We start from the raw sequence: 18,050 nt of genomic DNA on the forward strand, positions 1-18,050 counted from the left end.
GATCAGCGCACTGTTGGCCTTTATCGTGCCAATATCCTGTGCGGCCAGGTCACTCGCAAAATCATAAGGTGTCGTCATTCATGAAGCAGGTTCTTAACAACACAATTGTGGCTGTCGCTCTTTCTGTGGGCTTTGCAACAGCGCCCCTGGTACAGGCCGAAGGCGATGCCGCTGCCGGTAAAACCAAGTCGGCTGCCTGCGCGGCATGCCATGCAGAAACTGGCAATAGCCTGAGCCCGGCGTTTCCGAAAATTGCTGGCCTCGGTGAGAAGTACCTGTTCAAGCAGTTACAGGACATTCAATCCGGCGCTCGCCAGGTGCCGGAAATGGCAGGCCAGTTGGACGCTATGAACGAGCAGGATCTGGCAGACATTGCCGCTTATTTTGCCGGCAACCCCATGCAGATTTCTGGGGCCAAGGAAAAAGACTGGCCCCTGGAAGAGCTGGGTAGCGCTGAATTCCTGGCCTTGGGAGAACAAGTATTCCGCGCAGGTAATATGGAAACCGGAGTGCCTGCCTGTACGGGCTGTCACTCACCATCCGGTCAGGGCAATGCCCCTGCAGCCTACCCCAAACTGGGCGGCCAGTTTGCCGATTACCTGGTGAAGCAGCTGAAAGCATTCCGCAGCAACGCCCGCACCAACGATGGCGACAGCCGCATCATGCGCGATGTGGCGGCCAATATGAGTGACAAGGAAATCGAAGCGGTGGCGAACTACATTTCCGGCCTGCACATAGGGGCTGGCGAGTGACCACTCTCCGATTAGAGAAAAGGCAGCTTCGGCTGCCTTTTTTATTGCTGCTTTTGGTCTGCCTGCCGTTTGCTGTTGCGGCACAGGCAGCGGATGAATTCCAGGCCGGCGTGCATTACCGGGTACTGCCAGAACCGGTGGCCACTGCTGACCCCAAGCGGGTGGAAGTGGTCGAAGTGTTTTGGTACGGCTGCCACCACTGCTACCGCTTTACCACCCGCATTCGACAGTGGGCTGCAGAACTTCCCGACGACATAAATTTTGTGCGTATGCCCGCCATCTGGCACCCCAAAATGGCGCTGCATGCCCAGGCTTATTACGCTGCTGAGGAACTGGACGTGCTCGATCAGCTGCACCCAAAACTGTTTGATGCCATTCATGCCAAGGGTAAGAAGCTGGATACTGAGTATGAGATTTACCAGCAGTTTGTTGAGGCAGGCGTGAAGGAAGATGATTTTAGCCGTGGCTTTCACAGCTTCCGGGTGCGCAGTCGATTATTGCGTGCGGAGCAACGCAGCCGACAGTACCTTGTCATCTCAACCCCCTGTATGGTCGTTAACGGCAAATACCTGGTGACGGTTGAGGGCGCTGGCAGCCGCGACAAGATGCTGGACGTGGTGGAATTTTTGTTGGCTCGTGAAGCCCAATAAATAACGCCGGTTGTTAAAGCCTGTTAACGTGAATTGACGCCAACCGGGCAACAGGTAAGATAACGCCTTTTTAAGGCATACCGTGCAAGGTTTTGGAGGGAGTAAATGCGCCAGTTGTTTTCTGTAAGTAAGTTATTTTCTGTAATGGCCACTGTGTTTGTGATGACCGTGGCGGTGGGTTGCCAGGCGGGCAGCGGCGAGAAGTTCGAAGCGGGTAAACACTACTTTGTGTTGCCCCAGCCGGTGCGCACCAGCGACCCTCAAAAAATTGAGGTGGCGGAAGTGTTCTGGTACGGCTGCCCGCATTGCTTTCAGTACACCAGCCAGGTCAAAGAGTGGGCCGATGGCCTGCAAGAGGATGTCACCTTTGTGCGCAACCCTTCTACCTTGGGGCGCAAAACTGCTGAGATTCACACCCGTGCGTACTATGCCGCCAAGGCCATGGGCAATCTGGACAAGATGCACGGCAAGCTGTTTTCGGCGTACCACGTTAAAAAGAACCGCATGAAAAACGAACGTGAAATCAGCGACGTGTTTTTGGAAGCCGGTGTTGAACGGGACCAGTTCAGCAGCGTATTCAACTCCTTTGGCGTGATCAGCCAATCCATGCAGGCGCAATCGAGGGCTACCGGGTACCGTGTTACCGGCACGCCTTGTATTATCGTCAACGGCAAATACCGCATTACCGGGGAGTCGGCCGGTAGCAACGAAGGCATGCTGGAAGTGGCGGAATTCCTGATCGAAAAAGAGCGTCAGGCAAAAAAATAGGTTATATCCTTATGCACATGTCTGATACCCGCAGCTGCTGACGCGCTGCGGGTTTTTTTATATAGTAGCGCCCTCAAATTATACGGCAGCGTCCTTATTGCCACCTTTCTATTATTTCCCCACTCTTAGGTACAACTTTAGGTACAACGATGAAACCCAGCCTGAAACCGGCCAATCCCAATTTTTCTTCCGGCCCCTGCAGCAAACGCCCTGGATACGACGTGGCATCTCTCGATTTGCGTACCCTGGGCCGCTCCCACCGCTCCAGCATTGGTAAGGCTGTGCTCCAACAGGCCTGTACAGATACGGCAGAGCTTCTCGGCCTGCCAGAGGGTTATCGGGTAGGAATTGTTCCCGCCTCCGATACCGGTGCCGTGGAGATGGCATTGTGGTCGCTGTTGGGCCCACGCCCGGTGGATGTGATGGCCTGGGAATCCTTTGGCAGTGGCTGGCTGACAGACATTACCAAACAGCTGAAGCTGGACAACGTAAATGCGCTGACGGCGGATTACGGCCAATTGCCGGATTTGTCACAGGCCGATCCGGATCACGATCTGGTGTTTACCTGGAACGGCACCACTTCCGGGGTGAAAGTGCCTAATGGCGACTGGATCGCCGATGATCGCGCAGGTTTGACCATTTGTGATGCCACTTCGGCGGTGTTTGCCCAGCGCTTGCCCTGGCAAAAGCTGGATGTAGTGACCTACAGCTGGCAGAAAGTGCTGGGCGGCGAAGGCGCCCACGGTATGTTGATCCTCAGCCCTCGTGCTGTGGAGCGGCTGGAGAGCTATACGCCACCCTGGCCGCTGCCAAAAATTTTCCGGCTCACCAAAAATGGCAAGTTGATCGAGGGGGTTTTTAAGGGCGCCACCATTAATACGCCCTCCATGCTGGCAGTGGCAGATTACGTGGATGCCCTGCAGTGGGTGAGATCTCTGGGTGGTGTGGATGCCGCTATTGCTCGCTCCGAAGCCAACCTGGCCGTAGTGGAAGCCTTTGTTGCCGAACACGACTGGATCGACTTCCTGGCCGCTGACCAGTCCACTCGCTCCAATACCAGCGTGTGCCTGAAACTGGATCTGCAGGAAGACCAGGTGAAGGCCATGGTGAAGTTACTGGATGACGAAGGGGTTGCCTACGATATTGGCTCCTACCGCGATGCACCGGCTGGTTTGCGCCTGTGGTGTGGCGCCACCGTTGAAGCGGACGACCTGAGAGCGCTGATGCCCTGGATTGATTGGGCTTATCGGCAAGTTAAGTCAACAAGTTAGTCACCAGGTTCAGTAAAAAGTCCGTCATCCCCGCGTAGGCGGGGATCCATCGTTGTTCGGAGCATCGAGCTATATGGATTCCCGCCTGCGCGGGAATGACGAAAATTAAAGAGCGTAAAGAATTTCATTTTTCGAGACAGCACTATGTACAAAGTTCGCACCTACAACCAGATTTCCGCCAAGGGTCTGGACCGATTCCCTCGTGACAATTACGAAATTGCCAGTGAGTTTGCCGCTCCGGATGCCTTTATGTTGCGCAGTCAAAAACTCCATGACCTGGATGTTCCGGAAAGTGTTCTGGCGGCTGCCCGTTGCGGTGCCGGGGTTAACAACATTCCCGTAGACCGTTTCAGCGAGCAGGGCATCGTGGTGTTCAACACCCCCGGTGCCAATGCCAATGCGGTAAAAGAGCTGGTGATTGCCGGTATGTTGCTGGCGTCGCGGGATATTGTCGGAGGCATGAACTACAGCCAGAGCCTGACCGATATCGACGACGCTGCTGTCATGTCAAAAGATGTGGAGGCCGCCAAGAAGAATTACGCTGGTGGTGAAATCTCTGGCAAGACCCTCGGAGTGGTGGGCCTGGGCGCCATCGGCTCCATCATTGCCAACACCGCTCTGGAACTCGGCATGAATGTGGTGGGTTATGACCCGGCCATTTCCATTGAAGCGGCCTGGAGCCTGTCGAGCCGGGTAGAGCGCATGGAAAACCTGCAGGCGCTGTTGTCCCGCTGTGACTTCATTACCCTGCATGTGCCGGCCATTGAGGCCACTCACCACATGATCAATGCTGAGATGCTGCGCTGCTGCAAGCCCAATGCGGTGTTGCTCAACTTTGCCCGCGAGCAGATCGTGGATGAGGAGGCACTGGTAGAGGCGCTGGAGCAGAATCAGTTGGGCAAATATGTAGCGGACTTCCCATCACCGCTGCTGTTGGGTCGCGACAATGTATTGCTGCTGCCTCACCTGGGGGCAAGTACCTCAGAGGCGGAAGAAAACTGCGCCGTGATGGCAGCGGATCAGCTGATGGATTTTCTTGAGAACGGCAATATTCTCAATTCCGTCAACTTCCCGAAGACTCGTATGGGACGCAATGGCGGCCACCGCATTACCTTCTGCAATCGCAATGTGTCCGGTGTACTGGGGCAGGTGTTGTCGATTCTGGCGGATCGCAGTATCAACGTCATCGACATGGTCAACAAAAGTCGTGGCGATGTGGCCTACAGCATTATCGATGTGGAGCAGCAGCCCGGCGACGAGGTGATTGCCGCCATTGCTGATATTGAGGAAGTGGTGAGAGTCAGGGCTCTTTAACGGCCATTGTCGCTACTGTGAAGGCAAACGGATGGTTGATTGTCCGTTTGTCTTCAATCCTCACTATTGTCACTTTCCAATCGCTCGCACTCTACTTGCAGTTCTTCCAGAGCGGTCATGGCCTGTGAATGGCGCTGATTTTTGATGGCCCGGTGCAGGATGGCTACTTTTACTTCCAGCTCTGGCAGTTTGAAAATACCGGCAATGCCTTTCAGCTGGTGAACCGGGTCTCCCGCGTCTTCCATACGATCCTGCTGACAGGCATCTGCGGCCTGTGACACCAGCCGTTTCACCTCCTCGATAAATTCACGTACCGGAACCTCATCGCTCAGCTTTTTGCTGGGCAGTGGCGACGTCGGGTCGATATCCGGGCGGCAATAGCGCAGGATCTGTCGCAACAATTGCTCTTCATCCACCGGCTTGAACAACAACTCGGTAATACCCGCTTCTTTCAGTGCCAGTTTTTCCTGCTGCAGCACATCCGCGGTGATGGTGATGATGGGGGTCATGCTGTTAGCGCTGGTGCCACTGCGAATGGCGCGCACGGTTTCGACGCCGCTTTTTTCCGGCATATGGATGTCCACCAACATGATGTCGAACTTGTCTTTGTCGCAGGCGGCAACCGCCTCAACCCCGTTGCGGGCCGTGACACAATAGGCTCCTTCCCGGGACAGCAATAGCTTGAGAAATTCCCTGGTAAAGCGGTTGTCCTCGGCAATCAGTATGTTGAGGCCCCCCAGCAGTTTTTGCCCCACGGCGGAAACAACCAGTTCATCCGGGCGACGCTCCAGCAGTTGTTTCAGGGCGCGGTGCAGGGACAGCTGGGTAGCGGGCTTGTCCAGTACCTTCATGGTCTGGAATTGCTGTTGGCAATAATCCCGGCGACAGGATTCCGGTTCGGCAGAGAGAATCAGCAAGGGAACGTTGCAGGTTTTTTGAATCTGGTCCAGATATTGGTAGTTGATGTGGCAATCGACACTGCTGGGCAAGTTCACCACCAACGCATCCAGCGGTGTACCCTTAAGGGATTCCAACGTATCTACCGTTACCAGCTCGGCACTGAAACGGCACAAACTGTGGGTAACCGCCTGCCGTGACAGGTCGTGTTTGTCCAGCAGGCCAATGCGGGCATCGAGGTTGGGTGGGTCTTTTTCCACCGCGGTGGTGGGCAGTGTTAACTCAATGTGGAATACCGTGCCCATGCCTTCGGAGCTGTCCAGGCGAATGCTGCCACCCATCAGCTCCAGAAGACTTTTGACAATGGACAGCCCGAGACCGGTGCCCCCATAGCGACGGGTGATGGAAGTGTCCACCTGGGAAAAAGCGTCGAACAGGTTGTTGCGGCGATCCTCCGGTATGCCGATGCCGGTATCGCTGATGATGATGCAAAGGTCGCTGTATTCATCCTCCCTTGGCGTGGCACTCACGGTGGCGCGCACATAGCCGGTGTTGGTGAATTTCACCGCGTTGGTGATCAGGTTAATCAGTATTTGTGAAACCCGAAAGTGGTCGCCCACCACCATGCCGGGGACTTCCGGTGAAATATCCAGAATTAATTCCAGCTTTTTGTCCCGCGCCGACAGTGCCTGCTGGCGCACGGATTGCTCCAGGGTTTCGATAAGGTGAAAAGGCTCGGTTTCCAGGGTAATGGCGTTGGCCTGCAAACGGCTGTAGGCGAGAATGTCATCGATCAGGTTGAGTAACTGGCTGGAAGACTGATTGATGATGGTGCAGTAATTGCGCTCCGCATCGCCAAGCTCGGCGTCGTGCAGCAGCCGGGTAAACCCCTGAATGGCGGTAATAGGGGTGCGCAGCTCGTGGCTCATGCGCGCCAGAAAATCGCTCTTGGCCTGGTTGGCGGCTTCGGCGGTTTCCCTGGCCTGGTGCAATTCGCTGTTTTTCTCGCGCAGGTCTTGTAGTGCTCGTTCCAGCTTGGCGGTGGCCTGGCGCACTTTGCCTTCCAGATTGCTGCGCCCTTCCGCCACGGATTTGGCCAGCAGGTTGATGCCCTGGGCAAGGCGTGCCAATTCCACGGTGGAGGTTTGCTGGGCACGGGCTTCCAGATTTCCCGCCTCCATGGATTTGACGGTTTTGGTTAACTGCAGCACCGGATTAACAATGGTGCGCCCTAGAAACAGTGCCAGCAAACCAGCGATAATAAGCCCGGCGATACCCAGGCCGACACCGGTCATCACAATGGCTTGTTGCTGGCGGTGGATGTCGGTGGTATCAAAACCGGCGATAACCCAACCGATAACACGCCGTTCTGAAGTGTCCCCTTCTGAGTAATCACTAACGTCCAGTTCCGTGAGGAACACTGGCTGTTGCAGGTAGAGCAATTGCTCGTCCTGATGCTTGCTCAGGAAGCGCATTTGCAGCAGTGAGTCGGGCACTATGAAGCCATTGGACGTGGCCAGTGGCAGGCGATCTTCACTGAGAAAAGAAACACCGGACAGGTTGGGGAAATTCAGGTTGTTGGCCAGAAAAGCCAATTGTTCGCGGTTGCCCGCATAGAGTTCCAGCTCGGCGCTGGAGCCCAGAAACTGGGTACTGATTTTGCCCGCCTGCTCAAATTGTTTTTGCGAATCCTGGTGGCGGGCTTGCACCAGATAGGCGGTGAGCAACGCCGTAACCAGCACCAAGGGCAGCGCCGCCGCCAGGGTAAAGCGCATACCGATGTTCATGTTGACGAACCCCTTCATCGTTGTTGTCCGGGGTTTGGTGCAGTATCCATGGCTTGTTTAACAGCATTTTCCAAGCGGCGATCACCGGGCAATTTAATGCCCAGCGAACGCGCTACATTGGGGTTGCTCTTGATGGTGAAATAGTTGGGGTAGCGGGCTGTAGGCAGTGGTTGCCCTGGTGAATCAAGCCACTGGCTGACCAGCTCGCCGGCGTCGCGACCAATATTTTCAGGTGTTGAATAAATAGCGGCCAAAGCCCCAGCGTTGACGTAGCTGCCGGAGTAGGCAATCACCGGTATGCGCTGGCGAATGCTGAGGTGCAACAGAGTTTTGGCAACGCTTTTGTTGAGTTCCGCTTTGTCCGGATTGACCAGAAACAGGTCGCTGGCGGCGACAATGGGTGACAGGGCTTTGTGGTGGCTGGTGGTGGTGTCGAGTTCTGTTTGGTGTAGTTGCAGCTGATACTGTTGAGCCTGCTGCTCGATACGCGGTAGTAGTTGGGTGGACTGTGGGCCCACGGCGGTACCGAGTTTTTCCGCCTTGGGGGCAACCAGCTTGATCAAAGCAAAATAGCGGGACATGGGCTGGTCGAAGAACACCGCTGAGGTTGCTGGCGCCGATGTCGCACGGCCACTTTTTTCCAGGGTGTTCCAATAGGTGCTGCTGGGCAAAAAGGTGCACAGCAGGGGGATTTTATCGGCGCGTTGCATTGCCTGTTTGCAGGCGTTGGAACCCACCGCTACCAGCAGGTTGCTGTTTGCGGTGGGCCAATTGGTTTGGTCGGCGGTTGTCAGCCTGAATCGGGTGTTGGGGTGGGTTGCGTTGACGACATTTTCAATGCGCAGGGCAGCTTTCCGGTAGTAGCTTTTTTCACCGGACAGCACAAGCTCAACCGTTGTATCGGTATGTGTATCGGCCTGGGAAAATGAAGCGCACAACAGAAACAGCACAAACCACAGTGGGCTCGTGCGCCGCATGTTGTCCTGTTTGCTATGCATTCCTTCCATGATCCTTGTGCGCTATTAGCAGCGGTTGGCAGTATACCCCGATGTTTTCCATATCGGCATCCGCTTTTGGTGGTTACTCAATGTGTAGCTTCAATTCCAGGAAATACCGGGAATGAAAGCGGTTGTTCTGGTTAAAGTCCGGGTAGCTGCCACCACCGATGTTCTGTGCTACCAGGGAAATAGTGCTGTCCACAGTGCCCAGTTGCAGCTGGTAGCTGAGCTGGGCGTCCCAGCGGGTAAATGAACTGTGGTGTTCGCCACCGCCGCGCCACTGCACATCGTCTTGAAAATAGAGGGTGGTGCTGGCACTGAGTTTGTCGTTCAGATGTTTACCGAACAGCAGGCTGGCCGTGTGGGTGGGGTTGGTGTTTTCCAACGGCACGCCAAAAGGCGTGGGAGCGCCGCTCAGGTCGGTGTACGAATACTGTGCCGCCAACAGGGTTTTTGCATCGGGCTGATATTTCAATTGCAGCTCAATACCTTTGCGATCGCTGAAGAAAATGTTGTCGATAACGGCGATGTCGTCATCGTCGGACAGAGGACTGGTGGTGATCAGTTCCCTGCGCTGCTCCAGTCCATCCCTTATTTTTTCCATATAAAGGCGCGCATCCAGAGTGAGGCCCCTGTCCGGGAAGTTGGCAATGTAGCCAATGTCGTAACTGGTGAGCTTTTCCTCGCTGAGGTTTTCACCGGCGCGGCGAATGGCAACCAACAGCTGGTTGCTGACAATATCCACATTGAACTCATTGGCTTCCAGCAGTGAGGGGGAACGGTTGCCGCGGGCTACCGTAAAGCGCAGGCTGTGGTTGTCGTCGATCAGATAGTTGACGCCTAAACGCGGTGAGGCAATAGTGTTGACCGTGTCGTTGTGCTCAATGATGGCCCCGGCGTTAACGATCCAGCGTTGGGCCGGCTGCCATTCCAGATTGCCAAACAGGCGGTAGCTGTTTTGGGAAACTTGTTCGATGGGCTCCAGCAGTGCTTCGGCATCAATCATCTCGTGGCGCACTCCCATGCCCCAGGCTGCACGCAGTTGCTGGTCAATATCAAATTTATGGCTCAGCTCGATGTCGTAGCGCTCTGTTTCAATTTCGCGGAAACCGCCGACCAGCAAACCGTCTTCAATGCCGAAATTGTTCAGGATGGCGATGGCAGTGGGAATATCCGGCGCCAGGCCACCGGCCACCGCCAGCTCCGAAAGGCGGCCAATTTCCGCGCTGTTATCCCCCTGCAGGCGGTTGTGGTAAAAGTGCAGCTGCAGCTCGTCATTGCCCTGCAGCAGGCGCTGCCATTTGATGGATTGAAAACTCTGGTTGAAATCAGCGGTGGCGAAGGCGTTGAGATCGTCAGCGTCGCCAAAGCCGCTGCCGCTGTTACTGTGGCCAATATGGAATTCGATACTGTCGATGCTACTTGCGCTGTAGGTGGCACGCAGTTCTGTATGGCGCAGGTTTTGGCCGTCGTCATCTGGCCCTCTGGGTCGGTCGGTAAAACCGTCGTTTTCCTGGAAGCCCAGTGACCAGCGATAGTTGAATTTACCAAGGACGCCGTTAAATCGCGCCGAGCTTTCCCGTGTGCCGCGGGAGCCGACAGTAGCGCGCAGGGTTGTGCCCTTATCCTGAATGGCGTCTCTGGTAATGATGTTGATGGCGCCCATAAAGGCGTTGGAGCCATCGCTGGCGGCATTGGTGCCACGTATCACCTCAATGCGCTCGATATCGTCCAGCTCAATGGACAGCGCGCTCCAGTTAACCGCCGAGAACAGCGGGTCATAGACGGAGCGGCCGTCTACGCGAACTTCCATGTGGTTAGGTAACTCCCGGCCAATGCCGTGGTAGCTGATGCCAAAGCGGTTGCCGTTTACCGAATAGGCTTGCATGCCGGGCACCAGGCGGAATAAATCGGTCCAGTTCTGTGCCCCGGAAAGCTCGATCATCTGGCGGTCAATCACCGTTGCGCTGGCCGGCGCCCTCGTCAGCAATTGATCAATGCGACTGATGCCGGTGACGATGGGTAAATCGATATAGATATCGCTTTCGGTAACGGTGTCGTCGCTTGCCCAACAGGTGGAGTTGCCAATAGCAGTGGCGAATATCAACACAGGTATTTTTTGTTTTTTCATGGTGTTATAAGTCTCAGAAATAACACATCCCTGCGAACGCTCTTTAACCGCATTCTAACCGCAGGTGGTTTTATTACAAACAGGCGCTAAACTGCCAAAGCTATTGGTTAATCGAATATCAGGAGCGATAGATGGCGCTGGAAAGCGAACGCCGCGAATACCAGTTTGGTCGGCTGACTCGGGAGAGCTTGGCAGATTCCCCCTTCCAGCAGTTTGAACTCTGGATGCAACAGGCGTTGGAATCTGACATCAAAGACCCCACGGCAATGTGTGTCGCTACCGTTGGTGCTGACGGACGCCCCTGGCAACGCATGGTGTTATTAAAAGGATTTGATGAGCATGGGTTTGTGTTTTACACCAATCTGGGCAGTCGCAAAGCTCGTGAAATTGCCGCCAATTCTCAGGTGAGTTTGCACTTCCCCTGGGTGCGCCTGGATCGTCAGGTGATTGTCGGCGGGCGTGCCGAGCCACTGCCAAAAACCGAAGTACTGAGTTATTTTTTAAAGCGCCCTGCTGAGAGCCAACTGGGTGCCTGGGCTTCCCGGCAAAGTGCCCCCATCAGCTCTCGACAGATACTGGAGGCGGAGTTTCAGCGCCTGAAAGACAAATTTTCCAAAGGCAAAGTGCCATTGCCGGATTTTTGGGGCGGCTTTCGGGTAGTTCCCGATTCCATCGAGTTCTGGCAGGGGGGAAATCGGCGCTTGCACGACCGGTTTTACTATCAGCTTGAAGATGGTGAGTGGGGAGTTGAGCGGTTGGCGCCTTAAGGGATGGCTACGGGCCACGGGTTTCGGGTTGCGAGCAGCCCCAGGGTAATTGTCATAGTGAGTGCAGGAGCGAATCTCACAAATATCCGCAAGTATAGAGACCCTTAGCTGTGCTCAGAGTGACGCTGCTACTAAGTCTTTAATGGCAATAAATATAGTTGCACAGCCTCCAATGCCTAGGAGAAATATCCTGGAAAGCCATGACAAACCAGTAAAAATGTCCCACCCCCCTTTTGCTACGCGGTACTCATCATAGCTTTTAGGAAAACTCAATACGCTGTGCAGCAGTAGACATATTCCCATTATCAGCATGCATCTTGAATCGTAATTTTCTGGAAAAACCCACAGTAAGCTCAGACCAGCGATTAAAGAGAGCCAGGAAAGCTTATTGCACTTGGATATAAATTCTGGCGCGAACCTGTGCATGGTCGTTTCTCTATAGTCTGCGCTACTTAAGTTTAAGCGACTTGCTGGTTTTGTTTTTGATACAGCTCCTTTAAAAACTCTGGAGCGAAATCCGCACCATTAGGCCATACAACAGTTTCAAGTTCCGGGTCTACGGCAACTTTTGAAAAGATAGCTACATCTTTTAGTGGTTCAAATACCGGGCCTTTGAGTTCATTTTTAATGTCTATTTTGCCGTCTGTTCCATCGTCAAAAGCAACCCAAAGGATGTAGTCTGATACGTATCGTGCGGACTTAATATGCAGCATAGGTATTACTCCAGCAGGGCGATGTAGCTTTGCAGTCGTAGGGTGGATTAGCGCAGCGTAATCCACCAATTTGTTGTAACGCGAAAATCGTTGGATTACGCCTTTGGCTAATCCAACCTACGTTATCTATTTTACGTTGTGAACTGCTCGCAACCCGAAACACGTAACTCGAAACTGGTTATACACTTCCATACCGCTCCGCCCCCGGCAGCCATCGTGCAATCAGCTGTTCCGCCAATTCCGGATGCTGGGCAAGCAATTGTTGGGCGCTGCGGCGCACGTCGGTGATCAGGTGGGCGTCTCGTTGCAGGTCGGCGATACGTAAGGAGATTTCTCCGGTCTGGCGGGTGCCCAGTACCTCACCGGGGCCACGCAGTTGCAGGTCTTTTTCGGCGATGCGGAAGCCGTCGTTGGTTTCGCGCATGATTTTCAGTCGCTCCACACCATTATTCGATAGCGGTGGGCTGTACAGCAACACGCAGTAGCTGGCGGCGCTGCCCCGGCCCACCCGGCCGCGAAGTTGATGCAGCTGCGCCAGACCAAGGCGCTCCGGGTTTTCGATTACCATCAGGCTGGCGTTGGGTACATCCACGCCTACTTCAATGACTGTGGTGGCCACCAGCAGGTCGATTTCCCCGGTTTTGAAGGCTGCCATCACCTGTTCTTTTTCTTTTGCCTTGAGGCGGCCGTGGATCAGTCCAATACTTAACTCTGGCAACAGTAACTGCAATTCATCCGCGGTGGCTTTCGCTGCCTGGGCTTCCAGTACGTCGGATTCTTCTACCAGGGTACATACCCAGTAGGCTTGGCGTTTTTCGCTGCAGCCCTTTCGCACTCGATCAATGATTTGCTGGCGGCGGTTGTTGGCAATGGCGACGGTTTCTACCGGGGTGCGCCCTGGCGGCAGTTCGTCAATGACGGAACAGTCCAGATCGGCATAAGCGCTCATGGCCAGGGTGCGAGGAATGGGTGTGGCGGTCATGACCAGTTGATGGGGGTGCTGGCCGCCGCCTTTTTCTCCTGACCCTTTCTCGCGCTGTCCTTTTTCACGTAAGGCAAGCCTCTGATGTACGCCGAAACGGTGCTGTTCATCGATAACGATTAAGCCCAGGTCGTGAAACTGTACATCGTCTTGAAACAGAGCGTGGGTGCCCACCACCAGCGCGGCACTGCCGTCGGCGATGGCGGCCAGTTGCGCTTCGCGGCCTTTGCCCTTGAGTTTGCCGGTGAGCCAGGCGATGCGAATGCCCAGCGGTTTAAGCCAGTTTTCAAAACTGTTGCGGTGCTGCTCGGCGAGAATTTCCGTGGGCGCCATAATGGCCGCTTGCTTACCACTGCCTACTGCTGCCAGCGCCGCCAGGGCGGCCACCACGGTTTTGCCGGAACCCACATCCCCCTGTACCAGTCGCAACATGGGTTGGGGTTTGGTCAAGTCGCTGCGAATTTCCTCAAACACTTGCTGTTGGGCATTGGTGAGGGTGAACCCTAATGACTGCAGAAATTGCTGGTGCAATTGCCGGGGTATGGCCAGCGGGGTGGTGCCAAAGCTCTGCACCCGTTGGCGTAACTGCAGCAGACTCAAGTGATGGGTAAGCAGCTCCTCAAAGGCAAGCCGTTGTTGCGTTGGGTGTTCCCCCGCAGCCAGTTTGTCCAGGGGGGCATTGGCCGGAGGTTGGTGCAAATAGCGCAGTGCATCCGCCAGGGAAAATCCGCTTTGTGGCGCCAGCTGTTCCGGCAGCAGTTCTTGCAAATTGTGGGAGGTAATCAGCGCCAACCCCTGGTTGGCCAGGGAGCGCATACGCTGTTGGGTCAAGCCTTCAGTGGCTGGGTAGATAGCAGTAAGGCTGTTTTCCAGAGCGGGTGGTTGTGCTTCTTTGAGCAGCTGATATTCCGGGTGATAAATTTCCAGCCCGGAGCTGCCTCGGCGCACTTCGCCATAGCAGCGTATGCGTTGGCCCGTTGCCAGATTGTTGCGTTGGGCGGCAGAGAAGTGGAAAAAACGCAAGGTGATGGTGCCGGTGTTGTCCTGCACCTTGCACATCAGGCTGCGACGCTTGCCAAACACGATGTCGGTGGCGCGAATTTCTCCTTCAATAACAATATCGCTAAACGGCTGCAGGGCGCCAATGGGGGTGATACGGGTGCGGTCTGTATAGCGGATCGGCAGGTGAAACAGCACATCCTGAACACTGCGTATGCCCAGTTTGTGGAGCTTTTCGGCAAACGCCTGGCCGACACCGTGGAGCGCGGTAACCGGAGTTTTATCCAGGCTTTTGGATAGCTTGATGGCCATGGCGCGCGACGGGCTCAGGCCATTTCAATATTGCGCAAGGGACTTTTCTGGATGGCGTTGCGCAGTGCATCGATGGCCTTGTGGCGCGGGAAGCTGGCGCGCCATGCCAGGGCGGCGGTGCGCGATGGTTTGACGCCACTAAAGGGCCGTGTCACCAGTGTGCCCTCGTAAGATGAGCTGCCCAAGGCCGCTGACATGGGCAATATGCTCACGCCCAGGCCGGTGGCCACCATATGCCGCAAAGTTTCCAGAGAGCTGCCCTCGGTGTGGGTGCGAATGCCGGTATCTTCCTGCTGCTGGTTGATGTTGGGCATCGCCTCCAGTACCTGGTCACGGAAGCAGTGGCCTTCGCCCATCAGCAAGACATTTTCTCCGTCCAGATCCGCAGGAGAGACGCTCTTTTTCTTTGTCAGTGGGTGGTTGCTGGGCAACAATGTCACAAAGGATTCTGTGTACAGGGGTTGGGTGACCACATCCGGTTCGGTAAACGGTAAGGCGACAATGATGACATCCAGCTCGCCGTTGCGCAGGCGCTTGCGCAGGCTGGCGGTGTAGCCCTCTTCCACCACCAGCGGCATTTGCGGCGACAATTCCTGTAGTTTGGGAATAAAGTGCGGATAAAGGTAGGGGCCGATGGTAAAGATGGCACCCACATGCAGAGGCGTGTTGAGCTGGTCACGGCCGGCGCTGGCGATGTCGCTAATGGCAGAGGTTTGTTCCAGCACCCGCTGGGCCTGAGCCACTACCTTCTCGCCGGTTGGTGTGGTGCGCACACTGTTTTTGGAACGCTCAAACAGTTCCACTTCCAATTCCTGCTCCAGCTTTTTTACCGCGATACTGAGGGTGGGCTGGCTCACATGGCAACGGTCGGCGGCGCGGCCAAAATGTTGCTCTTGGGCCAGTGTCACGATATAGCGCAATTCTGTTAAGGTCATGGGCTGTTTTTCCTTACAAATGAAACTCTGGTAGAGAATATTTGCCTTTACCTGACTCGCCGTAAACACTTCCATGTGGGCTCGTCGTCAGCATCCATGCTGACGGCGGTCAGGTAAAGGCAAATATTCTCTCCCTCTAACCTGCTGGCGATAGCGAAAGAGTATTACATTTGAATAAGCAATTGAAATTGTTATTGCTAGGTTGTGGCGATATTGCCACCCGCTTGGCTGCCCACTTATCTGTCGAGCATTACGATATTACTGGCGCTCGACGTACTCCGTTAGCGGGTACAACTTTTCCGGTATTGGCGGCAGATGCCACCAGCATGAGCGATATGTGCGACCTGATGACCCTCGGTTTTGATGCGGTGGTGGTAACCATGACTCCCAGCCAACGCAGTGAGGCGGGCTACCGGAACAGCTATCTCAAATCTATGGAAGTTTTGTTGCAGTCTGTCAATGCAAGCGGCAGTAGCCCATTGGTGCTGTTTGTGTCCAGCACCAGCGTGTATGGCCAGGACGATGGCCAGTGGGTGGATGAACACTCAACCACAGAACCTGGCGGTTACTCCGGCCAGGTGATACTGGAATCCGAACGCTTGTTGCAAAACAGTGATTTGGCCAGCTGCATCGTGCGCTTTTCCGGCATTTATGGCCCCGGGCGCCAGGCTCAACTCAGGGCGGTGCACAGCGGTAAACCTCTGACTCGCCCAAATGGCTGGACCAACCGTATCCACAGTGAGGATTGCGCCGGTGTGCTGGCTCATCTGTTGGAAAAATACTGCAGCGGTGATACTTTGGAGCCCGTTTATCTGGCCAGTGACCATCAGCCAATTAGCCAGTGGCAGCTGCGCTCTTTTTTGTGTGGTTTGCTGGGGCGTGAGGCGCCGCCGCCCAGTGCGGAGCAACCAGCAAGTGGCAAGCGTTGCAGAAATCAACAGTTGGTAGCCAGCGGTTATCGCTTTCGCTATGTGGATTATCGGGCTGGCTATAGCGAACTGATACAACAATCTGAGGAAAATTAATGTCTGGACAAGGTTCCGGCGGCAACGTGATTGCCGCTATTTGTAATCTGTTTATTCCCGGCTTGGGGCAATTGGTGCAGGGCCGCCTGGGTGCTGCAATCCTGTTTTTTGTGCTGATTACCGTGGGCTATTTTTTCTGGCCACTGATTATTCCGCCGATCATTGCCTTTATTCTGCATGTCTGGTGCATTATCAGTGCCGCCCGTTTTACCCCTGAAGGCCATGGTTAGTAAAGGCAATGGTTAGCATACGCCCTGCCAGAGACACGGATCGCGACAGCCTGGTGGCTTTTAACTGTGCCATGGCACTGGAAACGGAAGGCAAAACCCTGAATTCAGATGTCGTCGCGGCGGGGGTATCTACCCTGCTGCAGCGCCCGGAGCTGGGCTTTTATCTGATCGCAGAGGAGGGCGGCGAGGCGCTGGCTTCGCTGATGGTAACCAGTGAATGGAGCGATTGGCGCAATGGTTTGTACTGGTGGGTGCAGAGTGTTTACGTGCGCCCGGAACACCGTCGACGCGGCATCTACCGTCAGCTGTATCAGGCCGTCCAGCAGCTTGCCAGCGAGCAAGGTGATGTGTGCGGTTTTCGCCTTTATGTGGAAAAGGATAACGTTCGAGCGCAACAGACTTATCGGGCACTAGGCATGTCTGAAACTGTCTATCAGATGTATGAGCAGTGCCCACCTGCAAGGAAATAAACTATGTCGCTGCGTTTGTTGATGCCTTTTCTGTTTTTGCTGCTGTCCGCTTGCCATCAGATTCCGGTGCAGGATATACAGGGTTCTCTGGGAGAATTGTCGCGTTTTGATAGCTATCGTTGGGGTTGGCCCGCACTCAAGGGCGGTGGCCGCCACGATCAGGATTTGCTGTTGCAGGACAGGCTGGTGCGGGAATCTGTGGGCCAGCAATTAACGGCATTGGGGCTGGCGCAACGGGCAGAGGATCAAACCGCGTCTTTGGTGGTGGATTACAAGCTGCTGTTTACTCCGGAGCAATACGCCAATTTGGAGCAACCCCAGGGCGGCTGGGTATGGAAGCGCGATCAGGAGGGTGAGTTGCAGCGCAGCCGGGTTGACCCCAATGCCACCATCACCCTGGACCGAGCGACGCTGAATGTAACGGTGTTCAATAGCGATAAAAGCCAGGTGATCTGGGAGGGGCAGGCCAGTGATCTGGTGGATCACAGTCACCCGCCAGAACAGATCATTCGTGCAATTCAGAAAATGGTTAAGGGCCTGTTTGTGCGGTGATTGTTGTCATCCTGAGGGAGTGTAGCGACCGCGAGGATCTCAGTATCCAGTTAACTATAGAGATCCTTCGCTACGCTCAGGATGACAGGAGTGGTGCTCGGGACAGCAGGCTTTAAACCATCAAAATCCCATCCATTTCAACCAGTGCCCCTTTCGGTAATTCCTTCACGCCAATGGCAGCGCGGGCTGGGTAAGGCTCCTGGATATGGCGGCCCATGGCCTCATTAACGGCGCCGAAGTTGCTCAAGTCGGTAAGAAAAATATTCAACTTCACCAGCGACTGCAGACTGCCGCCAGAGGCTTCGCACACCGCTGCCAGATTTTTAAATACCTGTTCAACCTGGGCTTCAAAGCCCCCATCTACCATCTCCATGGTGTCCGGGTCCAGGGGGATCTGCCCCGACAGGTAGATGGTGTTGTTGACCTTAACGGCTTGCGAATAGGTGCCGATGGCGGCAGGTGCGTTGTCGGTGTGGATAATGGCTCTGTTTGGCATA

At 55.0% G+C, this 18,050-nt stretch carries 17 protein-coding genes; 10 read left to right on the plus strand and 7 right to left on the minus strand.

The genetic code is table 11. The features are described from left to right. The first annotated feature begins 80 nt into the window (after nt 1-80). The 5 genes from QSV34_RS03980 to QSV34_RS04000 all read left to right on the plus strand — a co-directional run bounded on the left by QSV34_RS03980 (nt 81) and on the right by QSV34_RS04000 (nt 4,755). Nucleotides 81-752: a c-type cytochrome gene (locus tag QSV34_RS03980; protein ID WP_289152205.1), complete on the plus strand. Its 672-nt coding sequence runs from the start codon at nt 81-83 to the stop codon at nt 750-752. Continuing rightward, on the plus strand, nt 749-1,402 hold the full coding sequence (locus tag QSV34_RS03985) for a thiol:disulfide interchange protein DsbA/DsbL (RefSeq protein ID WP_289152207.1): 654 nt from the start codon (nt 749-751) through the stop codon (nt 1,400-1,402). The genes QSV34_RS03980 and QSV34_RS03985 overlap by 4 nt, the downstream gene beginning before the upstream one ends. Nucleotides 1,403-1,507: 105 nt before the next feature. Further along, complete coding sequence (locus QSV34_RS03990; RefSeq protein WP_289152209.1) at nt 1,508-2,170, plus strand: thiol:disulfide interchange protein DsbA/DsbL; 663 nt, start codon at nt 1,508-1,510, stop codon at nt 2,168-2,170. A 149-nt stretch (nt 2,171-2,319) separates the two neighbouring features. After that, a complete protein-coding gene (locus tag QSV34_RS03995; protein WP_289152211.1) occupies nt 2,320-3,441 on the plus strand; it encodes a phosphoserine transaminase in 1,122 nt (373 codons plus the stop codon). Between the two features lie 144 nt (nt 3,442-3,585). Then, on the plus strand, nt 3,586-4,755 hold the full coding sequence (locus QSV34_RS04000; protein WP_289152212.1) for a phosphoglycerate dehydrogenase: 1,170 nt from the start codon (nt 3,586-3,588) through the stop codon (nt 4,753-4,755). Between the two features lie 53 nt (nt 4,756-4,808). Here QSV34_RS04000 and QSV34_RS04005 read toward each other — a convergent pair whose 3' ends face one another. From QSV34_RS04005 to QSV34_RS04015, 3 genes are all read right to left on the minus strand, one after another. Then, nucleotides 4,809-7,439, minus strand: a complete 2,631-nt coding sequence (locus QSV34_RS04005) for an ATP-binding protein (protein ID WP_289152213.1) — start codon at nt 7,437-7,439, stop codon at nt 4,809-4,811. Nucleotides 7,440-7,453: 14 nt separating this feature from the next. After that, nucleotides 7,454-8,437 carry an ABC transporter substrate-binding protein gene (locus tag QSV34_RS04010; protein WP_289152214.1) on the minus strand — a complete coding sequence of 328 codons (984 nt, stop codon included), beginning with the start codon at nt 8,435-8,437 and terminating at the stop codon, nt 7,454-7,456. An 82-nt stretch (nt 8,438-8,519) separates the two neighbouring features. Beyond that, nucleotides 8,520-10,568 carry a TonB-dependent receptor plug domain-containing protein gene (locus QSV34_RS04015; protein ID WP_289152216.1) on the minus strand — a complete coding sequence of 683 codons (2,049 nt, stop codon included), beginning with the start codon at nt 10,566-10,568 and terminating at the stop codon, nt 8,520-8,522. Nucleotides 10,569-10,699: 131 nt separating this feature from the next. On the opposite strand from QSV34_RS04015, the gene pdxH reads away from it, so the two are divergent. Next, nucleotides 10,700-11,335 carry a pyridoxamine 5'-phosphate oxidase gene (gene pdxH / locus QSV34_RS04020; protein ID WP_289152218.1) on the plus strand — a complete coding sequence of 212 codons (636 nt, stop codon included), beginning with the start codon at nt 10,700-10,702 and terminating at the stop codon, nt 11,333-11,335. Nucleotides 11,336-11,793: 458 nt separating this feature from the next. Here pdxH and QSV34_RS04025 read toward each other — a convergent pair whose 3' ends face one another. From QSV34_RS04025 to QSV34_RS04035, 3 genes are all read right to left on the minus strand, one after another. Further along, nucleotides 11,794-12,048, minus strand: coding sequence for a DUF2442 domain-containing protein (locus QSV34_RS04025; protein WP_289152220.1), 255 nt, complete (start codon nt 12,046-12,048; stop codon nt 11,794-11,796). Nucleotides 12,049-12,226: 178 nt separating this feature from the next. Continuing rightward, nucleotides 12,227-14,341 (minus strand): ATP-dependent DNA helicase RecG, encoded by a 2,115-nt coding sequence (gene recG, locus QSV34_RS04030; RefSeq protein WP_289152222.1) that lies wholly within the window; start codon nt 14,339-14,341, stop codon nt 12,227-12,229. 14 nt (nt 14,342-14,355) lie between these two features. Then, nucleotides 14,356-15,276: a hydrogen peroxide-inducible genes activator gene (locus tag QSV34_RS04035; RefSeq protein ID WP_289152223.1), complete on the minus strand. Its 921-nt coding sequence runs from the start codon at nt 15,274-15,276 to the stop codon at nt 14,356-14,358. Nucleotides 15,277-15,446: 170 nt separating this feature from the next. On the opposite strand from QSV34_RS04035, the gene QSV34_RS04040 reads away from it, so the two are divergent. The 4 genes from QSV34_RS04040 to QSV34_RS04055 are packed head-to-tail and all read left to right on the plus strand — an operon-like array spanning nt 15,447 to nt 17,553. Then, a complete protein-coding gene (locus tag QSV34_RS04040; protein ID WP_289152225.1) occupies nt 15,447-16,301 on the plus strand; it encodes an NAD-dependent epimerase/dehydratase family protein in 855 nt (284 codons plus the stop codon). Further along, nucleotides 16,301-16,531: a hypothetical protein gene (locus tag QSV34_RS04045; protein WP_289152227.1), complete on the plus strand. Its 231-nt coding sequence runs from the start codon at nt 16,301-16,303 to the stop codon at nt 16,529-16,531. The genes QSV34_RS04040 and QSV34_RS04045 overlap by 1 nt, the downstream gene beginning before the upstream one ends. An 8-nt stretch (nt 16,532-16,539) precedes the next feature. After that, nucleotides 16,540-17,001 (plus strand): GNAT family N-acetyltransferase, encoded by a 462-nt coding sequence (locus QSV34_RS04050; protein WP_289152229.1) that lies wholly within the window; start codon nt 16,540-16,542, stop codon nt 16,999-17,001. A 3-nt stretch (nt 17,002-17,004) separates the two neighbouring features. Continuing rightward, nucleotides 17,005-17,553, plus strand: coding sequence for a DUF4136 domain-containing protein (locus tag QSV34_RS04055; RefSeq protein WP_289152231.1), 549 nt, complete (start codon nt 17,005-17,007; stop codon nt 17,551-17,553). A 112-nt stretch (nt 17,554-17,665) separates the two neighbouring features. On the opposite strand, the gene ridA is transcribed toward QSV34_RS04055, so the two are convergent. After that, nucleotides 17,666-18,049: a deaminase RidA gene (gene ridA / locus QSV34_RS04060; protein ID WP_289152233.1), complete on the minus strand. Its 384-nt coding sequence runs from the start codon at nt 18,047-18,049 to the stop codon at nt 17,666-17,668. Nucleotide 18,050: the final 1 nt, after the last annotated feature.

Source organism: Porticoccus sp. W117 (assembly GCF_030341905.1).
In the GTDB taxonomy this organism is placed as follows: domain Bacteria; phylum Pseudomonadota; class Gammaproteobacteria; order Pseudomonadales; family Porticoccaceae; genus SCSIO-12696.